General features: G+C 49.6%; 22 protein-coding genes. 13 read left to right on the top strand and 9 right to left on the bottom strand.

What is annotated here, in order from left to right; genetic code table 11:
• Positions 1–57: 57 nt before the first annotated feature.
• Positions 58–693 carry a deoxynucleoside kinase gene (locus EPD17_RS18505; RefSeq protein WP_132055969.1) on the bottom strand — a complete coding sequence of 212 codons (636 nt, stop codon included), beginning with the start codon at positions 691–693 and terminating at the stop codon, positions 58–60.
• A gap of 51 nt (positions 694–744) precedes the next feature.
• On the bottom strand, positions 745–1,743 hold the full coding sequence (gene trpS, locus EPD17_RS18500; protein WP_132055968.1) for a tryptophan--tRNA ligase: 999 nt from the start codon (positions 1,741–1,743) through the stop codon (positions 745–747).
• A gap of 204 nt (positions 1,744–1,947) precedes the next feature.
• Here trpS and gatC point away from each other — a divergent pair, with 204 nt between their 5' ends.
• From gatC to EPD17_RS18485, 3 genes are all read left to right on the top strand, one after another.
• Positions 1,948–2,238 carry an Asp-tRNA(Asn)/Glu-tRNA(Gln) amidotransferase subunit GatC gene (gatC, locus tag EPD17_RS18495; RefSeq protein WP_114235415.1) on the top strand — a complete coding sequence of 97 codons (291 nt, stop codon included), beginning with the start codon at positions 1,948–1,950 and terminating at the stop codon, positions 2,236–2,238.
• A 13-nt stretch (positions 2,239–2,251) separates the two neighbouring features.
• Positions 2,252–2,962: an ABC transporter ATP-binding protein gene (locus EPD17_RS18490; RefSeq protein WP_132055967.1), complete on the top strand. Its 711-nt coding sequence runs from the start codon at positions 2,252–2,254 to the stop codon at positions 2,960–2,962.
• 115 nt (positions 2,963–3,077) lie between these two features.
• Positions 3,078–3,644: a cob(I)yrinic acid a,c-diamide adenosyltransferase gene (locus tag EPD17_RS18485; protein WP_132055966.1), complete on the top strand. Its 567-nt coding sequence runs from the start codon at positions 3,078–3,080 to the stop codon at positions 3,642–3,644.
• A 306-nt stretch (positions 3,645–3,950) separates the two neighbouring features.
• Here EPD17_RS18485 and EPD17_RS18480 read toward each other — a convergent pair whose 3' ends face one another.
• The 6 genes from EPD17_RS18480 to EPD17_RS18455 all read right to left on the bottom strand — a co-directional run bounded on the left by EPD17_RS18480 (position 3,951) and on the right by EPD17_RS18455 (position 10,109).
• Positions 3,951–5,891, bottom strand: a complete 1,941-nt coding sequence (locus tag EPD17_RS18480; RefSeq protein ID WP_132055965.1) for a M1 family metallopeptidase — start codon at positions 5,889–5,891, stop codon at positions 3,951–3,953.
• Positions 5,892–6,174: 283 nt separating this feature from the next.
• Positions 6,175–6,627: a PepSY-like domain-containing protein gene (locus EPD17_RS18475; RefSeq protein ID WP_132055964.1), complete on the bottom strand. Its 453-nt coding sequence runs from the start codon at positions 6,625–6,627 to the stop codon at positions 6,175–6,177.
• Positions 6,628–6,734: 107 nt separating this feature from the next.
• Positions 6,735–7,469: a 16S rRNA (cytidine(1402)-2'-O)-methyltransferase gene (gene rsmI / locus EPD17_RS18470; RefSeq protein WP_240040670.1), complete on the bottom strand. Its 735-nt coding sequence runs from the start codon at positions 7,467–7,469 to the stop codon at positions 6,735–6,737.
• Positions 7,470–7,489: 20 nt separating this feature from the next.
• The gene (gene purS, locus EPD17_RS18465) at positions 7,490–7,741 is read right to left on the bottom strand and encodes a phosphoribosylformylglycinamidine synthase subunit PurS (RefSeq protein ID WP_132055963.1); all 252 of its coding nucleotides are present in this window, start codon (positions 7,739–7,741) and stop codon (positions 7,490–7,492) included.
• Between the two features lie 259 nt (positions 7,742–8,000).
• Positions 8,001–8,795 (bottom strand): CDP-alcohol phosphatidyltransferase family protein, encoded by a 795-nt coding sequence (locus tag EPD17_RS18460; protein ID WP_132055962.1) that lies wholly within the window; start codon positions 8,793–8,795, stop codon positions 8,001–8,003.
• A gap of 24 nt (positions 8,796–8,819) precedes the next feature.
• Positions 8,820–10,109 carry an aminopeptidase P N-terminal domain-containing protein gene (locus EPD17_RS18455; RefSeq protein WP_132055961.1) on the bottom strand — a complete coding sequence of 430 codons (1,290 nt, stop codon included), beginning with the start codon at positions 10,107–10,109 and terminating at the stop codon, positions 8,820–8,822.
• Positions 10,110–10,361: 252 nt separating this feature from the next.
• Here EPD17_RS18455 and EPD17_RS18450 point away from each other — a divergent pair, with 252 nt between their 5' ends.
• Both EPD17_RS18450 and EPD17_RS18445 read left to right on the top strand, forming a co-directional pair.
• A complete protein-coding gene (locus tag EPD17_RS18450) occupies positions 10,362–11,687 on the top strand; it encodes a citrate (Si)-synthase, eukaryotic (RefSeq protein WP_114235423.1) in 1,326 nt (441 codons plus the stop codon).
• A gap of 303 nt (positions 11,688–11,990) precedes the next feature.
• Positions 11,991–12,344 (top strand): hypothetical protein, encoded by a 354-nt coding sequence (locus EPD17_RS18445; RefSeq protein ID WP_132055960.1) that lies wholly within the window; start codon positions 11,991–11,993, stop codon positions 12,342–12,344.
• A gap of 16 nt (positions 12,345–12,360) precedes the next feature.
• On the opposite strand, the gene EPD17_RS18440 is transcribed toward EPD17_RS18445, so the two are convergent.
• Complete coding sequence (locus EPD17_RS18440; RefSeq protein ID WP_114235424.1) at positions 12,361–12,705, bottom strand: response regulator; 345 nt, start codon at positions 12,703–12,705, stop codon at positions 12,361–12,363.
• 207 nt (positions 12,706–12,912) lie between these two features.
• Here EPD17_RS18440 and EPD17_RS18435 point away from each other — a divergent pair, with 207 nt between their 5' ends.
• The 8 genes from EPD17_RS18435 to EPD17_RS18395 all read left to right on the top strand — a co-directional run bounded on the left by EPD17_RS18435 (position 12,913) and on the right by EPD17_RS18395 (position 18,841).
• On the top strand, positions 12,913–13,158 hold the full coding sequence (locus EPD17_RS18435; RefSeq protein ID WP_114235425.1) for a YtxH domain-containing protein: 246 nt from the start codon (positions 12,913–12,915) through the stop codon (positions 13,156–13,158).
• 72 nt (positions 13,159–13,230) lie between these two features.
• Positions 13,231–13,572, top strand: coding sequence for a phage holin family protein (locus EPD17_RS18430; protein WP_132055959.1), 342 nt, complete (start codon positions 13,231–13,233; stop codon positions 13,570–13,572).
• On the top strand, positions 13,565–14,062 hold the full coding sequence (locus EPD17_RS18425) for a hypothetical protein (protein WP_114235427.1): 498 nt from the start codon (positions 13,565–13,567) through the stop codon (positions 14,060–14,062). Before EPD17_RS18430 ends, EPD17_RS18425 begins: the two co-directional genes overlap by 8 nt.
• Before the next feature lie 137 nt (positions 14,063–14,199).
• Entirely contained in the window at positions 14,200–14,448 is a 249-nt protein-coding gene (locus EPD17_RS18420; protein ID WP_123893475.1) for a hypothetical protein, read from the top strand.
• Between the two features lie 416 nt (positions 14,449–14,864).
• Positions 14,865–15,056, top strand: a complete 192-nt coding sequence (locus EPD17_RS18410; RefSeq protein ID WP_114235429.1) for a hypothetical protein — start codon at positions 14,865–14,867, stop codon at positions 15,054–15,056.
• Positions 15,057–15,297: 241 nt separating this feature from the next.
• Entirely contained in the window at positions 15,298–16,719 is a 1,422-nt protein-coding gene (gene rpoN / locus EPD17_RS18405; protein WP_114235528.1) for an RNA polymerase factor sigma-54, read from the top strand.
• A gap of 53 nt (positions 16,720–16,772) precedes the next feature.
• Positions 16,773–18,314, top strand: coding sequence for a sigma-54-dependent transcriptional regulator (locus EPD17_RS18400; RefSeq protein WP_132055958.1), 1,542 nt, complete (start codon positions 16,773–16,775; stop codon positions 18,312–18,314).
• A 2-nt stretch (positions 18,315–18,316) separates the two neighbouring features.
• Complete coding sequence (locus EPD17_RS18395) at positions 18,317–18,841, top strand: hypothetical protein (protein ID WP_132055957.1); 525 nt, start codon at positions 18,317–18,319, stop codon at positions 18,839–18,841.
• Positions 18,842–18,851 lie beyond the last annotated feature (10 nt).

Genomic DNA, 18,851 nt, shown 5'->3' with positions numbered 1-18,851 from the left:
TTAAAATTTAAAATCTTTTTCCGTCTTCCGTCTTCCGACCTCGGACTTCCGTCTCCCCTAAAACAACCCAAACAACTCCGCATCAATCGAAGAAATGATCTTGCCCAGGTCTTCGGTGCGTTCCTGGAAGCGGTTTTCATCCACATTAATCACCAGCAGCGGGCCTTCTTTGTAGCTATCAATCCACTTGTTGTAATATTCGTTCAGGCGTTTCAGGTAGTCGAGGCGGATGTTCTCTTCATATTCGCGGCCGCGCTTTTGAATTTGCCCCACCAGCGTCGGCACCGACGCCTGCAGGTAAATAAGCAGATCCGGCGGTTTTACCATGGCCTTCAGCGTTTCAAACAGGGAAAAATAGTTCTCGAAATCCCTTTTGGTCATCAGGTTCATTTCGTGCAGGTTGGGCGCAAATATTTGCGCATCCTCGTAAATGGTGCGGTCCTGGATCACCGTGTCGGAGCCTTTTTGAATATCGATCAGCTGGCGGATGCGGCTGTTTAAAAAATAGATTTGCAGCTGAAAACTCCAGCGTGGCATGTCCTCGTAAAAATCATTGAGGTAGGGGTTGTGGTCCACGTCTTCAAAATGCGGCAGCCATTTGTAATGCTTGCACAGCAGTTCGGTCAGCGTGGTTTTGCCGGCACCAATGTTTCCGGCTATGGCAATATGTTGGGGCTTATTATTCTTAGGCATAAAGAACGGTGCGATTTTGGAACATGCGGCCTTGCCGCGGTTTGGTGCAGGTTAGCGAATATAGGCCAGTCCAAGCATTTCGCGGACGGCCTCAATGGTTTGGCGGGCACTGCTTCTTGCCTTTTCAGCGCCTTGTGCAATTACGTTATTCAAATAAGATTTATCAGCATAAATCCTTTCCGACTGTTCGCGGATGGGTGCAATAAAGCGCACCATATCTTCTGCCAGTTGTTTTTTCATATCGCCGTAGCGAATGTTGGCGTTGTTGAAATCGTCGCGGAATTTTTGCGTGGTGCTTTCTTCACTCACCAGCGACATCAACTGGAAAATATTCTGGATATAATCGGGCATTTCAGAGTTCGGCCCGGTGGGGCCGCTGTCGGTTTTTGCTTTCATCACTTTTTTGCGAATCAGGTCATCGCTGTCGGCCAGGTACAGCGTAGCCATCTGGTTTTCGCTTTTGCTCATTTTACCCGTACCATCCAGCGAAGGCACTTTTACCAGCTCGTTGCCGTAGTTAAAGGCAGCGGGTTCCGGAAACAGGTCGCCATAGCGGTGGTTAAAACGCTGCGCAAAATTGCGGGTCATTTCCAGGTGTTGCTCCTGGTCTTTACCTACGGGCACATATTTAGCGCGATGAATTAATATATCGGCGGCCATCAGCACTGGGTAAGTAAGCAGGCCGGCATTTACGTTCTCGGGGTGCTGGCGCACTTTTTCTTTAAATGTCACTGTTTTTTCCAGCTCGCCTTTATACGCCATCATGTTCAGCAGCATGTACAGTTCCGCAATTTCGGGCACGGTGCTTTGCACGTACAAACAGGCTTTTTCGGGATCGAGGCCGGCTGCAATGTTTTCGGCCAGTACCCGCTGCACCGAGTCGCGCAGCTCTTTTGTATCGGGGTGGGTTGTTAAAGAGTGCCAGTCGGCCACAAAGAAATAACAGTCGTACGCTTCCTGCATGCGCACATAATTGCGCATGGCGCCAAAATAATTTCCCAGGTGTAAAAAGCCGGTGGGCCTGATGCCGCTGACAACAATTTCTTTCATAAGAGCGGCAAAAATAGTTGATAGTTTGTAGTTGGTTGTTGGTAGTTGGCGGCAGTGTGCGGAAAAACCTTTTTTCGGCGGCGCAAACGTTTTGCAAACACGCTTGTTGTTTACTGCATTTGTATAAAAGTAAATATATGGCGCCTTCATTTTTGCAGGAACATGGGCAGGAGGCAAACACCAAACTCTGGCTATATTTGTTGGATGCAGGTAAACGACGCATTGGTAGACAAACTGGCCACGCTGGCCCACTTGGAGTTCAACGATGGGGAGCGGGAAGCCATCAAGGGCGACCTTCAGAAAATGATTGGCTTCATTGATAAATTAGGGGAGCTGGACACAACCGGCGTGGAGCCGCTGATGCACATGAGCGATGCGGTAAACGTGTTGCGCGATGATGTGCCCGGCGATATGCTGAACCGCCAGCAGGCGCTGCACAATGCGCCCCACCACGATGCGCAATATTTTCAGGTACCTAAAGTGATCAAAAAGTAACAACCCATACCGCATGGCCGGCATTATTCATCTAAGCGACATCCGCAAAAATTACTTTCTGGGCCGCCAGGTTATCGAAGTGCTTAAAGGCATTTCGCTGGATATTTATAAAAACGAATATGTAGCCCTGATGGGACCTTCGGGTTCGGGAAAAAGTACGCTGATGAATATTTTGGGCTGCCTTGATACACCCACCGGGGGTACTTATATACTGAACGGCAAAGACGTAAGCCGGATGAGCGACAACGACCTGGCCGATGTTCGCAACCAGGAAATTGGTTTTGTATTTCAGCAGTTCAACCTGCTGCCGCGCCTTACTGCTGTGGAAAATGTGGCACTGCCCCTGGTATATGCGGGTGTGCCCAAAAAGGAGCGGATGGAAAAAGCGATGCAGGTGCTGGAAAAAGTAAGCCTAGCCGACCGCAGCCACCACCGCCCCAATGAAATGAGTGGCGGCCAAAACCAGCGTGTGGCCATTGCCCGTGCACTGGTGAACGATCCGTCGATTATTCTGGCGGATGAACCAACCGGCAACCTGGATACAAAAACATCGTACGAGATCATGGATATTTTTGAATCAATCCATGCGGGTGGCAACACCGTGGTGTTGGTAACCCACGAAGAAGATATTGCCAACCATGCCCGCCGCATTATTCGCCTGCGCGATGGCGTGCTGGAAAGCGATAAACGAAGAGAAGAAACTCCCACTGCAGTGCAGTTGTAAGTAAAAAGTAAAAAGGCAAAATTCAAAAGAGTGGCTGTTCGATCAGCGAACCTTTTTTGAATTTTTATGTTTGAATTTTGCCTTGCCTCACTTCCATTATTATCAACCCTTAATCATGGCGTTTAAGATTTATACTAAAACCGGCGACGGTGGCAATACCGGATTGATTGGCGGTACCAAAGTTCCGAAGAACGACTTGCGGATTGAAACATACGGCACCGTGGATGAACTGAATTCATGGATCGGAATGATCAACGACCAGATGGCCGATCCGAGGTTTACCGATGAATTGAAAGAGATCCAGGACCGGCTGTTTACCATTGGTTCCATGCTGGCCACCGACCATGAAAAGGGCACCAAAATGCAGTTGCCCGACCTGTATGAAAGTGATGTGCATCACCTGGAGCAGCGCATCGATTTTATGACAGCACAGCTGCCCGAAATGAAGTCGTTTATTTTACCCGGCGGGCATACCACTGTTTCCTCCATTCATATTGCCCGCTGCGTGTGCCGCAGGGCTGAGCGGCTGGCGGTGGGGCTGCAGCAACACGACGTGCCGGTGGAACCGCTGGTGATTCAATACCTCAACCGGCTAAGCGACTACCTGTTTACGTTAGCCCGCTACGCAGGTCAACTGTTAGGCGCAGCCGAAATTCCGTGGAAGCCGCGAACGAATGGGTAATCAGTCAATACAGCGGTTTATTTTGGGTAAACGATAAAAAAGTATCGCAGCGGTGTTTCTTGTTTCAGCAACATTTTGTGGGCATAGCCCACACCTGTCGGTAGCACAAAACGCATAACCGAAATTGGTTGATCGTAGATCAACCCTGTTCCTTTAAGTCATCAATGGTTTCAATCGGCATCGGGTTGAGCTACGCCCAACATCAACGCTTGCTCAAATATTTGCTACCATCAGGTGTGGGCTACGCCCACAAAAAAGCCCGCAACCAAAACTTGTTGCGGGCATTTTCATTTTGTATTTAAAAATTTACCACTTCAATTCCAGCTTATTATTTCTCCGTTCCACATCCGCCATGCGTTGCGACGGATCTATTTCAACGGAAATAATATCGGTGAGGCGTTTTGCAGTGTTGATGTTATAGGTGGGATGTGTCCATTTCCAAGATTCATACACCTTGCGGCCTTCCTGTCCTTTCTCCGCCGGCTTCTCGCCAAACTGCAGGTACATGGGCACATAGTGCCACTCCGATGTGCCGTCTTTGAACGTTACTTTCACATCCATCGGCATGGGCATTTGGCCAATGCAGCGCAAACGGATTTGCGTAGCGCCACCTGCTTCCCACAGGCTGTCGATGCCGTAATCAATGGTCTTGGTGCTGTTCACAAAATACTCTTGGTACCAGTCCAGTTCCATGCCGCTTACCTTTTCCGAAAGCCGCACAAAATCGTGCACGTTGGGATGTTTAAAACGCCATTGCTTGTAGTACTCGAGCAGGATGTGGTCGCGAACCGGAGCGCCAACAATGTAGCCCAGTTGCTCCAGAAACACATTGCCTTTCGAATACGATGCAATGCTATAAGCAAAGTTGGTATTGAAATGATCGGCATGCGTGGTCAGCGGTTCTTCGCGGCCACTTTTTACCAGTCCAAAATAACTGTTGTAATTGGGCGCATGATACAGCGGTAATGCGGCAGCCACCAGCGAGTCGGATTTGCGTTGTTCGGCTGGGTTGCCGGCCAGGCGCTTTTGCAATACCTCTTGGCGGTAAAATTCTTCCACCAGGTTAGTGGCATACTCGGTAAAGCCTTCGTCCATCCATGCATACTGCGCTTCGTCGGTACCCATCAGTCCCTGGTACCAGGTGTGCATCCACTCATGAAATGCAGTGCCCAGGCTTGGGCCGGAAAGCATAGTGCTCATGGGGTATTCCATGCCACCATCACCGCCATGTATAAACGAATATTGCTGCCACGGGTATGCGCCAAAATTTGTTTTAATAAAAGGATACACCGCTACTGCTGCATCGGCAATTTCTTTCCATGCCGCTTCTTGGCGGGCATCGTTGCTTTCGTTTTTATACAACACATGAATGGTGGGTCCGTTCGCTATGTCGCGGCTAATATGCTTGAACTGCGGATCGGCGGCCCATGCAAAATCGTGCACGTTGGGTGCCACAAAGCGCCAGGACAGTTTAGCACCTGCAGGCCGGGTTACTTTGGCACCTTTGGCCTCGTACCCATAACCAATGCTATTGGGGTTTTGTAGGTAACCAGTACCACCCAAGATGTATGATTTTTCGATGTTGATGGTTACATCATAATCGCCCCATACGCCATAAAATTCACGGGCAACGTATGGGTTGGGATGCCAGCCGTTGTAATCGTATTCCACCAGTTTGGGATACCATTGCGTCATGGTGTACCGAACGTCAGTTTGCGGGTTATCGCGGCCGCTGCGGCGCACCTGCAGGGGCACCTGCGCATCCCAGACCATATCAAAAACCACTTTGCTTTTGGGCGCAATGGGTTTATCCAATTGCACTTCCAAAATGGTTTCGTGCAGTTTTGTTTTTTGTGCCCGGCCATCCATTTTAATGGAGGTTACGTTTTTATAACCGATCTCGTCGGGCTTGAGGTTGGAAATGCGGTCGCGAACCCGTGCATCCCAGTCGCCAATATCGTTGCCATTGCGGTCCTGCCGCATCACTACCGAACCTTGGCGCAGGCTTCGGGCATCCATCATGCTACCGGGCTGAAATGCATTCCAGTACAGGTGAAAGAATACTCGGTCGAGGGTGTCGGGCGAATTGTTCCAGTATTCCAGTTTTTGCGTGCCTTTGTACTTGTTGGTTTGCACATCCATGTCAATGTTCATGGTGTACTTTACCTTTTGCTGCCACCGGTCGGGCTGTGCGCCTGCCACCAGCACACACAGGAGCCCGAGAAATAAGCTCAGATTTTTCTTCATGCGAACGGACAATTTTTTAAGTGGGTCTAAATTTCGGTGAATACGTGTTAGGAGAAAAACAAAAGTTTGGAAGGGGGTGTTGAACCACGAAGACACAAAGGAACAAAGGGAGCACGAAGAGGGGAGTTCGGAGTCTGGAGTTTGTAGTCAGTAGATCATGGTTATGACGGAAAGTGAACCGGTTTTAATAAGAAATTGAACTTTCTTTTTATTGAAATTGAGCCTAAGCATAGTGCCGTTATTTCTATAAAAAAGGGCTGCGGTGTGCAGCCCTTTTTGAGATCTATAGAGTAATACTTTCGTGCACCAGTTTGCCCGACGCATTGAAGTAGAGATACTTTTTCTGCACGTCATTCTTTTCCACTTTTACGCGGTACAGTTCCACGCCGGCGGGGCGTGTAACCAGTTTGGTGTCGGCCACTTTCCAGTCGGTGCCGCTGTAGCGGCTTTTTTCAAAGCCGTCTTTTACATCGGCATTTAGCTTTTCAAAATCGTATGGCTGTTCAGTTTCTTTCCATTGGCCTTTATTGGTAAACGTGGCCATTTTGGTTTCGCCGTTGTGCTCAAATTTCACCTGCACATTTACAATGTTATCAATATAGTTGGGCGTGCCTGCACCGGGAAACTGCACTGCAAAAGAATCTTTAACAGCTTTGGGCACTTCGCGGATCTGTGCGCCGGCTGTGTTCCAGCCAAATGCAGCAACCATGAGCAGGAGTAAAAAGCGTTGTTTCATAAGTCAAAGGTTTAGGGCGCCAAATTAATAAATAGGGCAGAAGGGCAGTGGTGTGGAAATGTGAAAGTCTTGTTGAATGCGCAACTAAGCGCAGGTTTACCGATTGCTTAAGCTTCGGCGCCGGCTACTATAATTACGATCTCGCCTTTGACCGTTTTTTGCCGGAAATAGTCGGCCACTTCTTTAAGCGTACCGCGTTTGTTTTCTTCAAACATCTTGGTGAGTTCGCGGCTTACCGAGCAGCGGCGGTCGGCGCCAAAGTATTGCGCCATTTCATCCAGGCTTTTTACCAGTCGCATTGGCGATTCGTAAAAAATGAGCGTCCGCTCTTCTGTGGCCAGTTTGGTCAGTGCGGTGTGGCGGCCTTTTTTAAGGGGCAAAAAACCTTCAAATGCAAAGCGGTGAATGGGCAGCCCGCTGTTGACCAGCGCCGGTACAAAAGCCGTGGCGCCGGGCAGGCACTCCACTTTTATTTCGTGTTCAATACAGGCACGCACTAGCAAAAAAGCAGGATCGGAAATGCCCGGAGTGCCGGCATCGGTAACCACCGCCATCCGTTTGCCCGCAGCCATTTGATCCACCAGGTGCTGCAGCACTTTGTGCTCGTTGTGCTGGTGAAAAGGCGTCAGCGGTTTGGTGATGTTGTAATGATTGAGCAGCCGTGCAGAGTTGCGGGTGTCTTCGGCAAGGATCACATCTACTCCCTGCAGAATTTCCAAAGCCCGCAGCGTGATGTCTTTTAAATTGCCAATAGGCGTAGGAACAAGAAACAGCATGGCATCGGTGTCCCTGAACTGGAAACCGGTGTTGGTGCTGCCTGTTTGTTCCAACGCGTTGCTCATAACGGTGTTGTTTAGCCGAATCAGGCTTGCGACACTTCGATCTCGAAATACTCCATCACCTGGTTAGCCAGCAGCTTGCGTGCAGCTTCTTCGGCTACGGCTTTGGCGGCTGCTTCGTCGGCCGCATCTACCTGCAGGGTAATGTTTTTTCCTACCCGAACATCGCTTACGTTTTTAAGTCCCAGGTTGCCCAGCCCGGTGAGTACGGCCTTGCCTTGCGGGTCCAGCAATTCTTTCAGGGGCATCACTTTTACCTGTATTGTATAGGTCATAACTTTTTATTTAAATGTATTTTATAAAATGCTGCGCAAACCTACTGAGAAAAGGAGAATATCGAACAAGGAACAAGTCTTTTAGAATAACGAACAGACGAACAAGGAATGTCGAATGACGAAGTTGTATGAAGTATTGCGCTAATAATCAATAATTCAATAATCAGTAATTATTTATTATTGGCTTTTCACTTCATTGGTTCATCATTCCTTGTTCCTTGTTCGATATTCTTTTGCCTCGCTTTCTCTGTTCATTATTCTACACGCTTCCTTTCACCGGGTGCACTGCTGCGGTATCTTTTGCAAAGCCCGAAATTACCAGGTACAATACAAAGATCACCGGAACGGCCAGCCATTTCAATACTACCAGGGCCACCAGCGAAACGGCCAGCAGTATGTATTTCAGCAGGTTGTTGCGAAACGAAAAATCGGTAAACTTAATGGCCATCAGCACATGGTTGCTCACCAGCAGGTACGACAGTACAGCGATGATGCCATACAGAAACCAGCGGTTGATGAACAGCGTTTGGATGCCAAAGTACTCGTACCAGATAATGAGCGGAAAGGAAGCCACCAGCAGGCCAGCAGCAGGCGAGGGCACACCCCGAAACGAACTGCTTTGGTTGGTGGCAATATTGAATTTTGCCAGCCGCCAAGCCACTGCACCGCTGTAAAGAAATGCAGGAATCAGCAGCAGCATCGACACATCCAGCCCGCCTTCATCCTGCGCAAATGAAATGCGCAGCAATTGGTATAAAATAAGCCCCGGCGCCACGCCAAAACTCACCACATCGCTCAACGAATCAAGCTGCTTGCCCATTTCCGAACTTACCTTGAGCATGCGTGCCAGGAAGCCATCCAGAAAATCGACCACGGCCGCCGCGAAAATGAAGAGGGCGCCCCAGGTCATCTTTTCGGCCAGCACCACTTGTGTGGCGCCACTGTTGTTATCGAGCAGCACAATGGACTGTCCGGTTTGCAAAATGAACACAATGGCAATGCAGCCAAATATGAGGTTGAGCAGCGTAAAGAGGTTGGGAATTTGACGTACCAAGTTGGTGTATTTTAAATGGGCTAATTAATGCTGCATCGCTGCTTCAATCTCTTCCACAGTAATCGGGATGCCGGCAAACAAATCAATATTGCCGTCTTCGGTAATCCACACGTTATTTTCGATGCGTACACCCATGCCTTCTTCTTCAATATAAATGCCCGGCTCGATGGTAAACAACATGCCCGCTTGTATGGGTTCGGTGCGGGTGCCCAGGTCGTGCACATCAATGCCCAGGTGGTGCGAAATGCCGTGGTACAGGTACTTGCGGTAAGCACGGTTTTCGGGGTCTTCGTTTTTCACATCGGCTTCGGTAATAAGGCCAATTTTCAGAAACCGCTGCGTCGCTTCTTCTCCTACTTTATCGGTATAATCAACAATGGAGATGCCCGGTTTTAAAATGCCCTTGCAAAAGTTGAGCAGGTGCAGGCAGGCGTTGTACACTTCTTTCTGGCGTTCGGTAAACTTGCCGTTTACCGGTACAGTGCGGGTTAAATCGGCTGCATAGCCGCCATAATCGGCGCCAAAATCCATCAGGATCAGGTCGCCATCTTTGCACTCCTCGCTGTTGTTTACATAGTGTAGTGTGCGGGCATTATCGCCGGAGGCAATGATGGAATGGTAGGCCGGGCCCGACGACCGCTGGCTTAAAAACGAATGATAGATTTCTGCTTCGATTTGGTACTCTGTTACACCGGGTTTGATAAATTGCAACAAACGATTAAATGTATTGCCTGTTATTTCAATGGCTTTTTTTACCACCTCAACTTCCTGCGCTGTTTTAATGCCGCGCAACTCCTTCAACAGTTTGGCGGCACGTTCGTAGCGGTGCAGCGGGTAGCGGTTTTTCATTTCATCCACAAAGCGGTAATCCCTGGTGCGGATGAGGCTGGCCTTGCGGTCGTTTTCGTTGGTATCGAGGTAAATGGTATCTGCTAGGTGCACCCATGTTTGCAACAGCGCATCAATCGAGTCGAGCCACACAATGGTGCCGATGCCGCTGATGGTGGTGGCTTCCTCGCGGCGCAGGCGCTTGCCGTCCCATTTTTCTTTCAGCTCGTTGGGGCGCACCAGCACCAGCACTTCGCGGTATTTAGGATCGGGGTTGTCGGGGAAAAGAATCACCATGCTGTCTTCCTGCGTAATGCCTGAAAGCCAGTACAGGTCGCTGTTCTGGCGAAACGGGAACAAGGCGTCGCCGTTGGTGGGCACTTCGTCGTTGCTTACAAATATGGCAATGGAGCCGGGCTGCATGCGGGCTGTAAAACGCTGGCGGTTGTTGATGAATAACTGCGAATCGAGGGGCAGATTTTTCATATATGCAATGATTTAACTGCAGGGCAGTGAATGAGCGAATAAGCGGCAAAGTAACCGAAAAAGAAGATTGACCAAGGCGAATTAATATGCGGCAAAATGCCCCGGCCGGTTAGGGACAACCGTTAGCCGCGGGGTGATGTTTAACGCCACTTTAAGCGGGGCGGTAAACTCCTTTTTTGCTGCTCAGGTGCCAATCCATACCTTTACTGGATTCGATCGTTAACCTCATTAACCGCGACAAAAACCAACATAATGGGAGTGATTAAAGACCGCTTCAAAGACAAAGCAGACATACTTGCTGCGGAAATTAAGGATTTGATTAAAGAGCATGGTTCCAAAAAGATTGGTGAAGTAACCCTTTCCCAGATTTACCAGGGCATGCGTGGCATTACCGGACTGGTTTCCGAAACCTCGCTGCTTGATGCCCAGGAAGGCATTCGTTTCCGGGGCTATTCCATTCCAGAGCTGCAGCAAAAACTGCCCAAATACAACGGCGGCTCCGAGCCCATGCCCGAGGGCCTTTTTTACCTGATGCTGATTGGCGACCTGCCCACCGAGGAAGACGCCAACAACATGACCTCGCTGTGGCAGCGCCGCAGCCATGTGCCCAACCATGTGTTTGCAACCATCGAGGCACTGCCGGTGTCAACCCACCCCATGACGCAACTGGTGGTGGCCGTAATGGCCCTGCAAACCGAAAGTCAGTTTGCCCGCCGCTATGCTGCCGGCATGAACAAAAAAGAATATTGGGATGCGTCGTTCGACGATGCCATGGACCTGATTGCCCGCCTGCCCCGTGTTGCGGCATATATCTATCGCCGCAAATACAAAGGCGGCCAGCATATTCAGCCCAACGGGCTGCTCGACTGGTCGGGCAACTTTGCCCACATGCTTGGTTTTGATGATGAAGGCTTTATGGAGCTGATGCGCCTGTACATGACCATCCATGCCGACCACGAAGGCGGCAACGTATCGGCACACACCACCCACCTGGTGGGCTCTGCGCTGAGCGATCCTTACCTCAGCTTTGCTGCCGGCCTCAATGGCCTGGCGGGCCCGCTGCACGGCCTGGCCAACCAGGAAGTGATCAAATGGATTTTTGAACTGCGCCAGGAGTTGGGCACCGACCTGCCTTCCAAGGAGCAGATTGAAGAATATGTAAAGAAAACGCTGAGCGAAGGAAAAGTGGTACCGGGCTACGGCCACGCGGTGCTGCGCAAAACCGATCCGCGTTTTACGGCGCAAATGGAATTTGGCAAAAAGCACATGCCCAACGATCCGCTGGTGCAAACCATCTGGAACGTGTACGAGGTGGTGCCGCCCATCCTCCAATCGCTAGGTAAGATCAAAAACCCGTGGCCCAATGTGGATGCCCACAGTGGTGCCCTGCTGGTGCACTACGGCATGGTGGAGTACGAATTTTACACCGTGTTGTTTGGCGTAAGCCGGGCACTGGGTGTGCTGGCCTCGCTGTGCTGGGACCGGGCCCTTGGCCTGCCCATTGAGCGCCCCAAATCGGTTACTACCGACCTGGTGAAAGGCTGGCTTAAAGGCGAAGGCGAAATCTGGGGCGAGTAACCCGGATTTAATCCAGGCCTGTTTTTAAGTTGGAGATTCAATTATAGCTACACAGCCACTCTTTTGGAGTGGCTGTTTTGTTTTGTGTAGCTGGCTGTATTAATTCTATTGGGCTCCTGTTGCGGCGCACACTTCTACGTTCTGTAATGCTATTGTGCTTTGCCTATGCACCAGTAGTAAACTGCTGCCTTTTAGGCACTGTCATGCCGAACTTGTTTCAGCATCTCCTTCTTTTTACAGTGTTTACTTAAGCATATGGGGATGCCGAAACAAGTTCGGCATGACAGGCTCTAATTGCTATAATTGTCATACACCGACGCTGAAATCATCCTCTTTGATTGCTATGCTTATTGCCCATCAATCACGCTTTTGCCTGTCATCCTGAGCGCAGCGAAGGATCTGAGCCTTTACCTACAGAAAATTCGAAGAAAAAGTGATCCAACTCTTTTTACTCAAGATTTTGCAACTATAACACTCAGATGCTTCGCTATGCTCAGCATGACAAGCAAAAAGCATTTGCTTTTTTACAAACGCATAAAGGCTCAATCGCTCAAAATTCACCCGCAGCAAAAAAGCCACAAAGACCTGAATCCTTGTGGCTTTTCATTCCTTAAAGAAGTTTCAACAACAACAACCCGTGCCGTTCGGCTAAAGTGATCTAAGCATTAACTGCTTAAAAAAAATTATCCAGCGCTTTCAGGCTGATGGGCTTTTCCCAAATGGTCAGCTTGGCACCATCCAGCTCTGCGGGCATGGTGGGCCTGAACGCACTGATCAGGTGGTACTGGATGTTAGGATATTGCTCATACATCTCAGGTAGCTTGTCCCAGCCCAGCCCGTCTGGCAGGTTGTAGTCAATCAGCAGGTAGTCGGGAATGATCTGATGCAGGCGGTTGATGCCGTCTTTTAAGGTATGGGCAATATATACTTCGTAGTTTTTACGAACAAAATATTGCTTCATCAGCAGGCACAGGTCCACCTCATCATCTATGATTAAAACTTTCTTCCTTTGGTTCATAATATTTGTTACCCTGAGATTGTACTAATTTTTATACCAGAAAAACTGTGCAAAAGAACAAAGAATGGGTATTAGTTTTTCAGTTTTTCCTGTAGAGTTTTTTCCCCGGCGTTCCGGCAGCGGATTGCTGCGCTTAACCATGCGGTTTGGTACGATTATTTATCCTCGGTTGGCAGAAACATTTGTTTAACCTTAAAATACCAAGTCATGACCCAAAGGACTAAACTTATCGTAGGTATCATTGGCGCTGCAGCTGCAGGTGTAGCCATCGGCATGTTGCTGGCTCCTGAAAAAGGTACCGATATGCGCCGCAATATTTCTAAAGCCACCGGAAGCTGGGCCTCCAGCCTGAGCGATCTCTTGGCCAACGCCAAAGGCGAACTGACCCGTGCCACTACCAAAGGCAAATTGCAAACAAGGCGCATGGCCAACAGGGCAGAAGATTTTATCTAAGCATATAGCTTCGTATAGTGCAGCAGGCCACGGCCTGCTGCTTTATGTTCACCCACCCAACTTCACCAGCTTATGGACGACCTGAAGACCAACTTTGCCAGCCTGAAGCAACACGCTACCGATTATGCCCAAACTTATGTGCAGCTGGCCAAGGCAAAAGCCACAGCCAGTGCATCTACAGCCGCTGCAGGTGCCGCCATTGGTGTTACCGCAGTGCTGCTCTCTGTTTTCTTTCTCATCTTTTTGTTTACGGGCATTGCCTGGTGGCTGAGCGGCGTACTCAACAGCAATGCTGCCGGCTTCCTCATCGTGGCCGGGTTTTTCCTGCTGCTGCTCATCCTCATTATTGCGCTGCGCAAAAAAGTAATCGTTCCCTGGATCCGCAATACCATCATCAGCAAAGTATATGAATAACAAAATAAGGACTTACGAAGACCTGCTGGAAGAGCAAAAACGCCTGATGAACATCCTGAAGGGGCATGAAACGTTGTTGAAAACTGATGTGGCAGGTGTAAGGCAAGGGTTGAAGCCGGTGGGCACTGCATTTAATTTTGTAAACAAAATGGCCACCCGCGACCATACCGGCCCGATGATGAACTTCGGCCTTGAGTTTGGCCTCGACCTGTTGCTGCGCCGCTTTGTGTTGGCCCGTGCAGGCTGGTTTACCAAAATAGCCATTCCATACGTGGTGAAGAACTATGCATCGCACCTCATCACCGAAGAAAAGCGGGAAATACTGATGCAAAAGATCAATGCATTTATGCAAAAGCTGCGGCCCAAACCCGGCCCCACTGCATACACACCGGAGGAGGCTGCACAGGACCCCCGAAAATATTATCCCGGCGGTGCGCCGCCGCCCAAGGCAGCCACCACCGATCCGCTTGGCCCCGAGCCAGCGCTGTAATTAGCCTTTATATGCATGCAATTTTTGCCCGGTACGCTGCCCCGCAGGTGCCGGTTCTTTTTTGCCCAAAACGGTACGGTTTTAGGCGTTTTATTGATCAATAACGCATTGTTTGTTTCATTTAAAAAAACATCACCATGGCACATACACCCAACGACCCGCGTTTGAAAAGAGAGTTGAACCAGCCGCCAAACGGCCCCGGCGATAACATTAATGAACAGGCTGCCGGCCGTGAAGGTGGCGACGACTCGCTGAGCAACATCCGCCCGACCGATGACCGCGCTGATGAAAAAGTGATCGTTAATTCGCAGGAAGCGCAGCAAACCGTAAACAGGCCTTCACAATCTGAAATTGATGGCAGCTATAGCGATGTGGTCAATGAATAACGCTCCAGCATGTTGCACAAGCCGCAGCGGAGTTTTTAGTTGTACAAAATGAGTTACAACAAAGGGGTGCAGCCATTGCCCCCCTTTGTTGTTTTGGTCCATATGTTTTTAGTTGCTGCTTCTAAATCCGCCCGCCATTAACGCCAGCACAAACGGGAGTGGAAAAATATTAAATAGCATTTGGGCAATCGAACCTGCACCAGCAGTAATGCCTCCAAAACTGGCCACCGCAGCCACCACTAGGAAAATTAATGTCCAGTGTAGGATAATGGTAGTTTTTAAGGGTGAAGATTTACCTCAATATGTAGCCAAATAGCCATACCTGTTTTTGCCCGTAAGTCTTACTGCGCCTGCATTGAGGCCTATTTTTAATTGGTACAATTTTTAAGACTGGGAAAGGGACAGAACACCTTTTTATGCAACCATCGAAAATTCAAAACACACAAAAGCAAGTAATGCAGCCCGTGCTGGCTGGCGCCGGCAGGCCTGTTTCTCCTTTGGAGCGCAGCCGTTCGGCAGCTACTACCGTTAAAGGCGATCCTGCTTCCGGGGCAGTTGGTTCATACCCCGTTCCCAATTCGGGCAGGTTTGCGCCAGGCGGAGGCTAGGAGCAGGGGCTTAGCGAATGGACTGAGGCATATGGTGTTGTGTGGAGCTAATGTAGTGCGCACCCAGTTGGGGAAAGGTTTCCTCAAAAGAGGCATTTTCATCCTGTAACTTTAAGCACTGCCATTGCATCCCCTTTTTGCTAATAACTAACACCCTGAATAACAAGCTCTTGTAAATATTTTAAAGCTGGAGTTTTTTGGTGCTTTGATTGTTTTAAAGACTGTAGCCAAAATCACCAGCATGATCAATCAACGCCTCACCCAAAAGCAGCGGCTGAAAATTTTACCGCAACAAATTCAGCTACTCAACTTTTTCCACCTCAATACACTTGAATTGGAACAAAGAATTCAGCAGGAGATTGAAGAAAACCCCCTGCTGGAAGACCAGAAAAATGAATTTGAGCCCCTGGTGGAAAAATTCAACAAAGACGCCGTACAGGATTACCACGATTGGGAAGAACACGGCTACGACGATATTCCGGATTACAAAGTAGAGTACAACAATTACCTCCACAACGATAAGGTGCCCGAGCGGCCCATTGTCGGTTATTTCGATTACCGCAGCAACTTGAAGGAGCAGTTCAAGCTGGGTTGCGATGACCCGAAAGAAGCGGAGTTGGCTGAATACATCATCGATTCGTTTTCCGACCAGGGCCTGATGGAGCAGGATCCCGAAGACTTGGCCGAAGACATTTCGTTCCGGATGAATCATTGGATTGAGCCCGACCAGATAATGGCCGTGGTGCACAAAATCCAGCAACTGGAGCCCGTAGGTGTGGGTGCCCGCAGCATCCGCGAATGCCTGCTCATTCAGCTGCACCGGCTGAACCAAAAGCGGCCTGATGTGAAGATGGCGGTGCGCCTTTTGGAAAATCATTTCAACGACCTGCACAACCGCAACATGGATAAGATCAAACACATGTTGCGCCTTGAAGACGATGAATTGAAAATTGTGTTGCAACTGATTGCTTCGCTAAAAATGAAACCCATTTGCGAAGCGCAGGACAGCATACAGGTAAACCAAAACATCCTGCCCGATTTTTTAGTGATCCGCAATGGAGAAGAGATCGAGGTATCGCTGTACCGCCACCGTTCCGAAAGCCTCAGCATCAACAGCTCGTGGAAGCAAATGGCCGATAGCAACACCAAGGTAAACACCGATAAATCGGCGGTGCAATACCTGAAAAACAAATTGCAATCGGCGCAGTGGTTTATACATGCAGTGCAGCAACGCGAAGCCACCATGCTAAAAATTATGCGGGCCATTGTGCAGTTGCAGTATGCTTATTTTGTTACCGGCGACATCAACCAGCTGCAGCCGATGATCCTGAAAAACATTGCAGAAATGGTAGGCGTGGACATCAGCACCGTAAGCCGCATTACCTGTAACAAATACGCCGAAACACCATTTGGATTGATCTTGTTGAAAGACCTGTTTACCGAAGGTATTGCCAACGAAAAAGGCCAGGTAATTTCCAACAAAGTAATCCAGTCGGCCATTGAAGAAGTAATAGAAAGCGAAGACAAGCACAATCCTTACACCGACCAACAGCTCGTTACCATACTGGCGCAAAAAGGCTTTTCGGTTGCACGGCGCACCGTGGCCAAGTACCGGGAGCAATTGCAGATTCCGGTATCGCATGTACGCAGCTTGTGGGCATAATGTCAATCATTTAACTTCGAACAAGATAAATACGAACCAAAGAAACAGATAACATGCAAAAAATTCTCATTATTGATGACGACAGGGATATGTGCCTGTTGTTGAAACGTTTTTTGACCCGCCATGGATATGAAGTTATAGAAGCATACACCGGAAAAAAAGCATTGGAAATACTGGAGGAAACAGAACCTGCCCTGGTAATGTGCGACTTCAGGCTTGAGGATATTGAAGGCAACGTGTTACTGGGAAAGATCAAAGAAAAATACCCTTATATACCCGTGATCATCATCACCGGCTACAGCGATATCAAAATTGCTGTGGAGGTAATGAAAATGGGCGCTTACGATTATATTACCAAGCCCCTGTTCCCCGATGAAATTTTGATCACCATCAAAAAAGCATTGGATACACCTGCGGCTGCGCATGAGCCGCGGCATATTATTCAAACCGACAACAGGGAAGCTGCATCTGCTGCGGCCGCACCGGTGGCTGCTGCACCGCAGGCCGCGGGCCGTGCCGATAGCAAACCCAACATCGTGCACTCCGGCGATTATATTTTTGGCGATTCGCCCACTTTCCGCGGCCTGCTCCAGCAGATCGACCTGGTGGCGCCCACCAACTACACCGTCATCATTTACGGCGAAAGCGGCAGTGGCAAGGAAGCCATTGCACAGGAAATTCACAAACGCAGCAAGCGCAAAGGCAAACCATTTGTGGCCATCGATTGCGGTGCCCTCAGTAAAGAACTGGCCGGCTCTGAATTGTTTGGTCATGAAAAAGGTTCGTTTACCGGTGCCCTCAACCAAAAGATCGGTTCGTTTGAACTGGCCAATGGCGGTACTATTTTCCTCGATGAAGTAGCCAACCTGGGATACGACATACAAGTGTCTTTGCTGCGTGTGGTGCAGGAGCGTAAAATGCGCCGCATTGGTGGCACAAAAGATACCGAGCTGGATGTGCGCATTATTGTGGCGTCCAATGAAAAGCTGTGGGATGCTGCCCGTAAAGGCAAGTTCCGCGAGGATTTGTTCCATCGCTTCAACGAGTTTGCTATTGATGTGCCGCCGCTGCGCCAGCGCCCCGACGACATCATGTTATTTGCTGCGCATTTTTTACAGCAAACCAGCGACGAACTGGGCAAACGCATTCAGGGCTTCAGTGCCGAAACAGAGCAGATTTTCCGCAACTATGTGTGGTACGGCAACCTGCGCGAATTGAAGAACGTCATCAAGCGGGCTACCCTGCTATCCGATGGCGCACAGATCGAAGCATCGTCGCTGCCGTTCGAGATTCTGCATTTCAACAAACTGCAGTTTGAAAAGCAACCCGAGTTGGCGCCTGTGGCCGTAAACAGCCACAACAACACGATGCCGCCACTGATCCGCGAGGAGGCTGCCGAAGCCAATGCGCCGATTGTAAAAGGCATTTCCGAAACCACGCTGAAAGGAGCTTCCATTGATGCGGAGTACGAAATGATCCTCAAAGCATTGAAAAAGGTAAACTTCAATAAAAGCAAGGCTGCCAAGCTGTTGAACATCGACCGCAAAACCTTGTATAACAAAATGAAGCAGTACCAGGAATTTAATAACCAGTAGGGATGAAACCAGTGCAGCATGCCCCGACTCCAGTGGCGTACGAGGCAATGATCAAACTAACGGACGATACAGGATTGTTGGTAAGGCGGGAAACCCTGAACCTCAATAGCCTGATTGCCGGTGCCGTAAAAGGAGCTGCCGGCGCCGCCGGTATCAATTTACGCATGGACGAGCTGCCCCTTGTGCGTGCCTATGCTGCGCCCATGCAGGAAGCCTTGTGCCTGCTGCTGCAGGCCATGCTGGCACAAAACGAGGGGTGCAGCAAAGTATACTGCTATGTACAGGGAGCGCCGGCCGGCCCCTCGCTGCTCGATGGGCATGAGGATGCCGGCGTGTACTCGGTAACCATACATACCAATGCGGAAGGCGCCGGCACCGATGCTGCACAACATTTACTACAGGAAGCAAAGCGGCTGTTTGCGCAAAACAAAATAGGGTTGGAGCACAAATGCATCCCGGCGGGCGGAGTGCATTTTATGCTCACCCTGTATCGCTGCATGCAACCGCAAACCGAGCCCCGCCAATAAATTTATTTGG

Origin of the sequence: Pseudocnuella soli (assembly GCF_004347775.1) — a bacterium.
Lineage (GTDB): Bacteria > Bacteroidota > Bacteroidia > Chitinophagales > Chitinophagaceae > Flavisolibacter > Flavisolibacter aquaticus.
Note: the sequence above shows the minus strand (reverse complement) of the source record. Positions and strands in the feature narration are given on the sequence as shown.

What these genes read in the sequence shown, in the direction of transcription:
- EPD17_RS18505 (WP_132055969.1), bottom strand. Translation starts at nt 693, where the DNA reads ATGCCTAAGAATAATAAGCCCCAACATATTGCCATAGCCGGAAACATT.
- rpoN (WP_114235528.1), top strand. Translation starts at nt 15,298, where the DNA reads ATGATCAATCAACGCCTCACCCAAAAGCAGCGGCTGAAAATTTTACCG.
- EPD17_RS18490 (WP_132055967.1), top strand. Translation starts at nt 2,252, where the DNA reads ATGGCCGGCATTATTCATCTAAGCGACATCCGCAAAAATTACTTTCTG.
- EPD17_RS18455 (WP_132055961.1), bottom strand. Translation starts at nt 10,109, where the DNA reads ATGAAAAATCTGCCCCTCGATTCGCAGTTATTCATCAACAACCGCCAG.
- gatC (WP_114235415.1), top strand. Translation starts at nt 1,948, where the DNA reads ATGCAGGTAAACGACGCATTGGTAGACAAACTGGCCACGCTGGCCCAC.
- EPD17_RS18485 (WP_132055966.1), top strand. Translation starts at nt 3,078, where the DNA reads ATGGCGTTTAAGATTTATACTAAAACCGGCGACGGTGGCAATACCGGA.
- purS (WP_132055963.1), bottom strand. Translation starts at nt 7,741, where the DNA reads ATGACCTATACAATACAGGTAAAAGTGATGCCCCTGAAAGAATTGCTG.
- EPD17_RS18475 (WP_132055964.1), bottom strand. Translation starts at nt 6,627, where the DNA reads ATGAAACAACGCTTTTTACTCCTGCTCATGGTTGCTGCATTTGGCTGG.
- EPD17_RS18435 (WP_114235425.1), top strand. Translation starts at nt 12,913, where the DNA reads ATGACCCAAAGGACTAAACTTATCGTAGGTATCATTGGCGCTGCAGCT.
- EPD17_RS18450 (WP_114235423.1), top strand. Translation starts at nt 10,362, where the DNA reads ATGGGAGTGATTAAAGACCGCTTCAAAGACAAAGCAGACATACTTGCT.
- EPD17_RS18400 (WP_132055958.1), top strand. Translation starts at nt 16,773, where the DNA reads ATGCAAAAAATTCTCATTATTGATGACGACAGGGATATGTGCCTGTTG.
- EPD17_RS18425 (WP_114235427.1), top strand. Translation starts at nt 13,565, where the DNA reads ATGAATAACAAAATAAGGACTTACGAAGACCTGCTGGAAGAGCAAAAA.
- EPD17_RS18410 (WP_114235429.1), top strand. Translation starts at nt 14,865, where the DNA reads ATGCAACCATCGAAAATTCAAAACACACAAAAGCAAGTAATGCAGCCC.
- rsmI (WP_240040670.1), bottom strand. Translation starts at nt 7,469, where the DNA reads ATGAGCAACGCGTTGGAACAAACAGGCAGCACCAACACCGGTTTCCAG.
- EPD17_RS18480 (WP_132055965.1), bottom strand. Translation starts at nt 5,891, where the DNA reads ATGAAGAAAAATCTGAGCTTATTTCTCGGGCTCCTGTGTGTGCTGGTG.
- EPD17_RS18440 (WP_114235424.1), bottom strand. Translation starts at nt 12,705, where the DNA reads ATGAACCAAAGGAAGAAAGTTTTAATCATAGATGATGAGGTGGACCTG.
- EPD17_RS18395 (WP_132055957.1), top strand. Translation starts at nt 18,317, where the DNA reads ATGAAACCAGTGCAGCATGCCCCGACTCCAGTGGCGTACGAGGCAATG.
- EPD17_RS18420 (WP_123893475.1), top strand. Translation starts at nt 14,200, where the DNA reads ATGGCACATACACCCAACGACCCGCGTTTGAAAAGAGAGTTGAACCAG.
- trpS (WP_132055968.1), bottom strand. Translation starts at nt 1,743, where the DNA reads ATGAAAGAAATTGTTGTCAGCGGCATCAGGCCCACCGGCTTTTTACAC.
- EPD17_RS18430 (WP_132055959.1), top strand. Translation starts at nt 13,231, where the DNA reads ATGGACGACCTGAAGACCAACTTTGCCAGCCTGAAGCAACACGCTACC.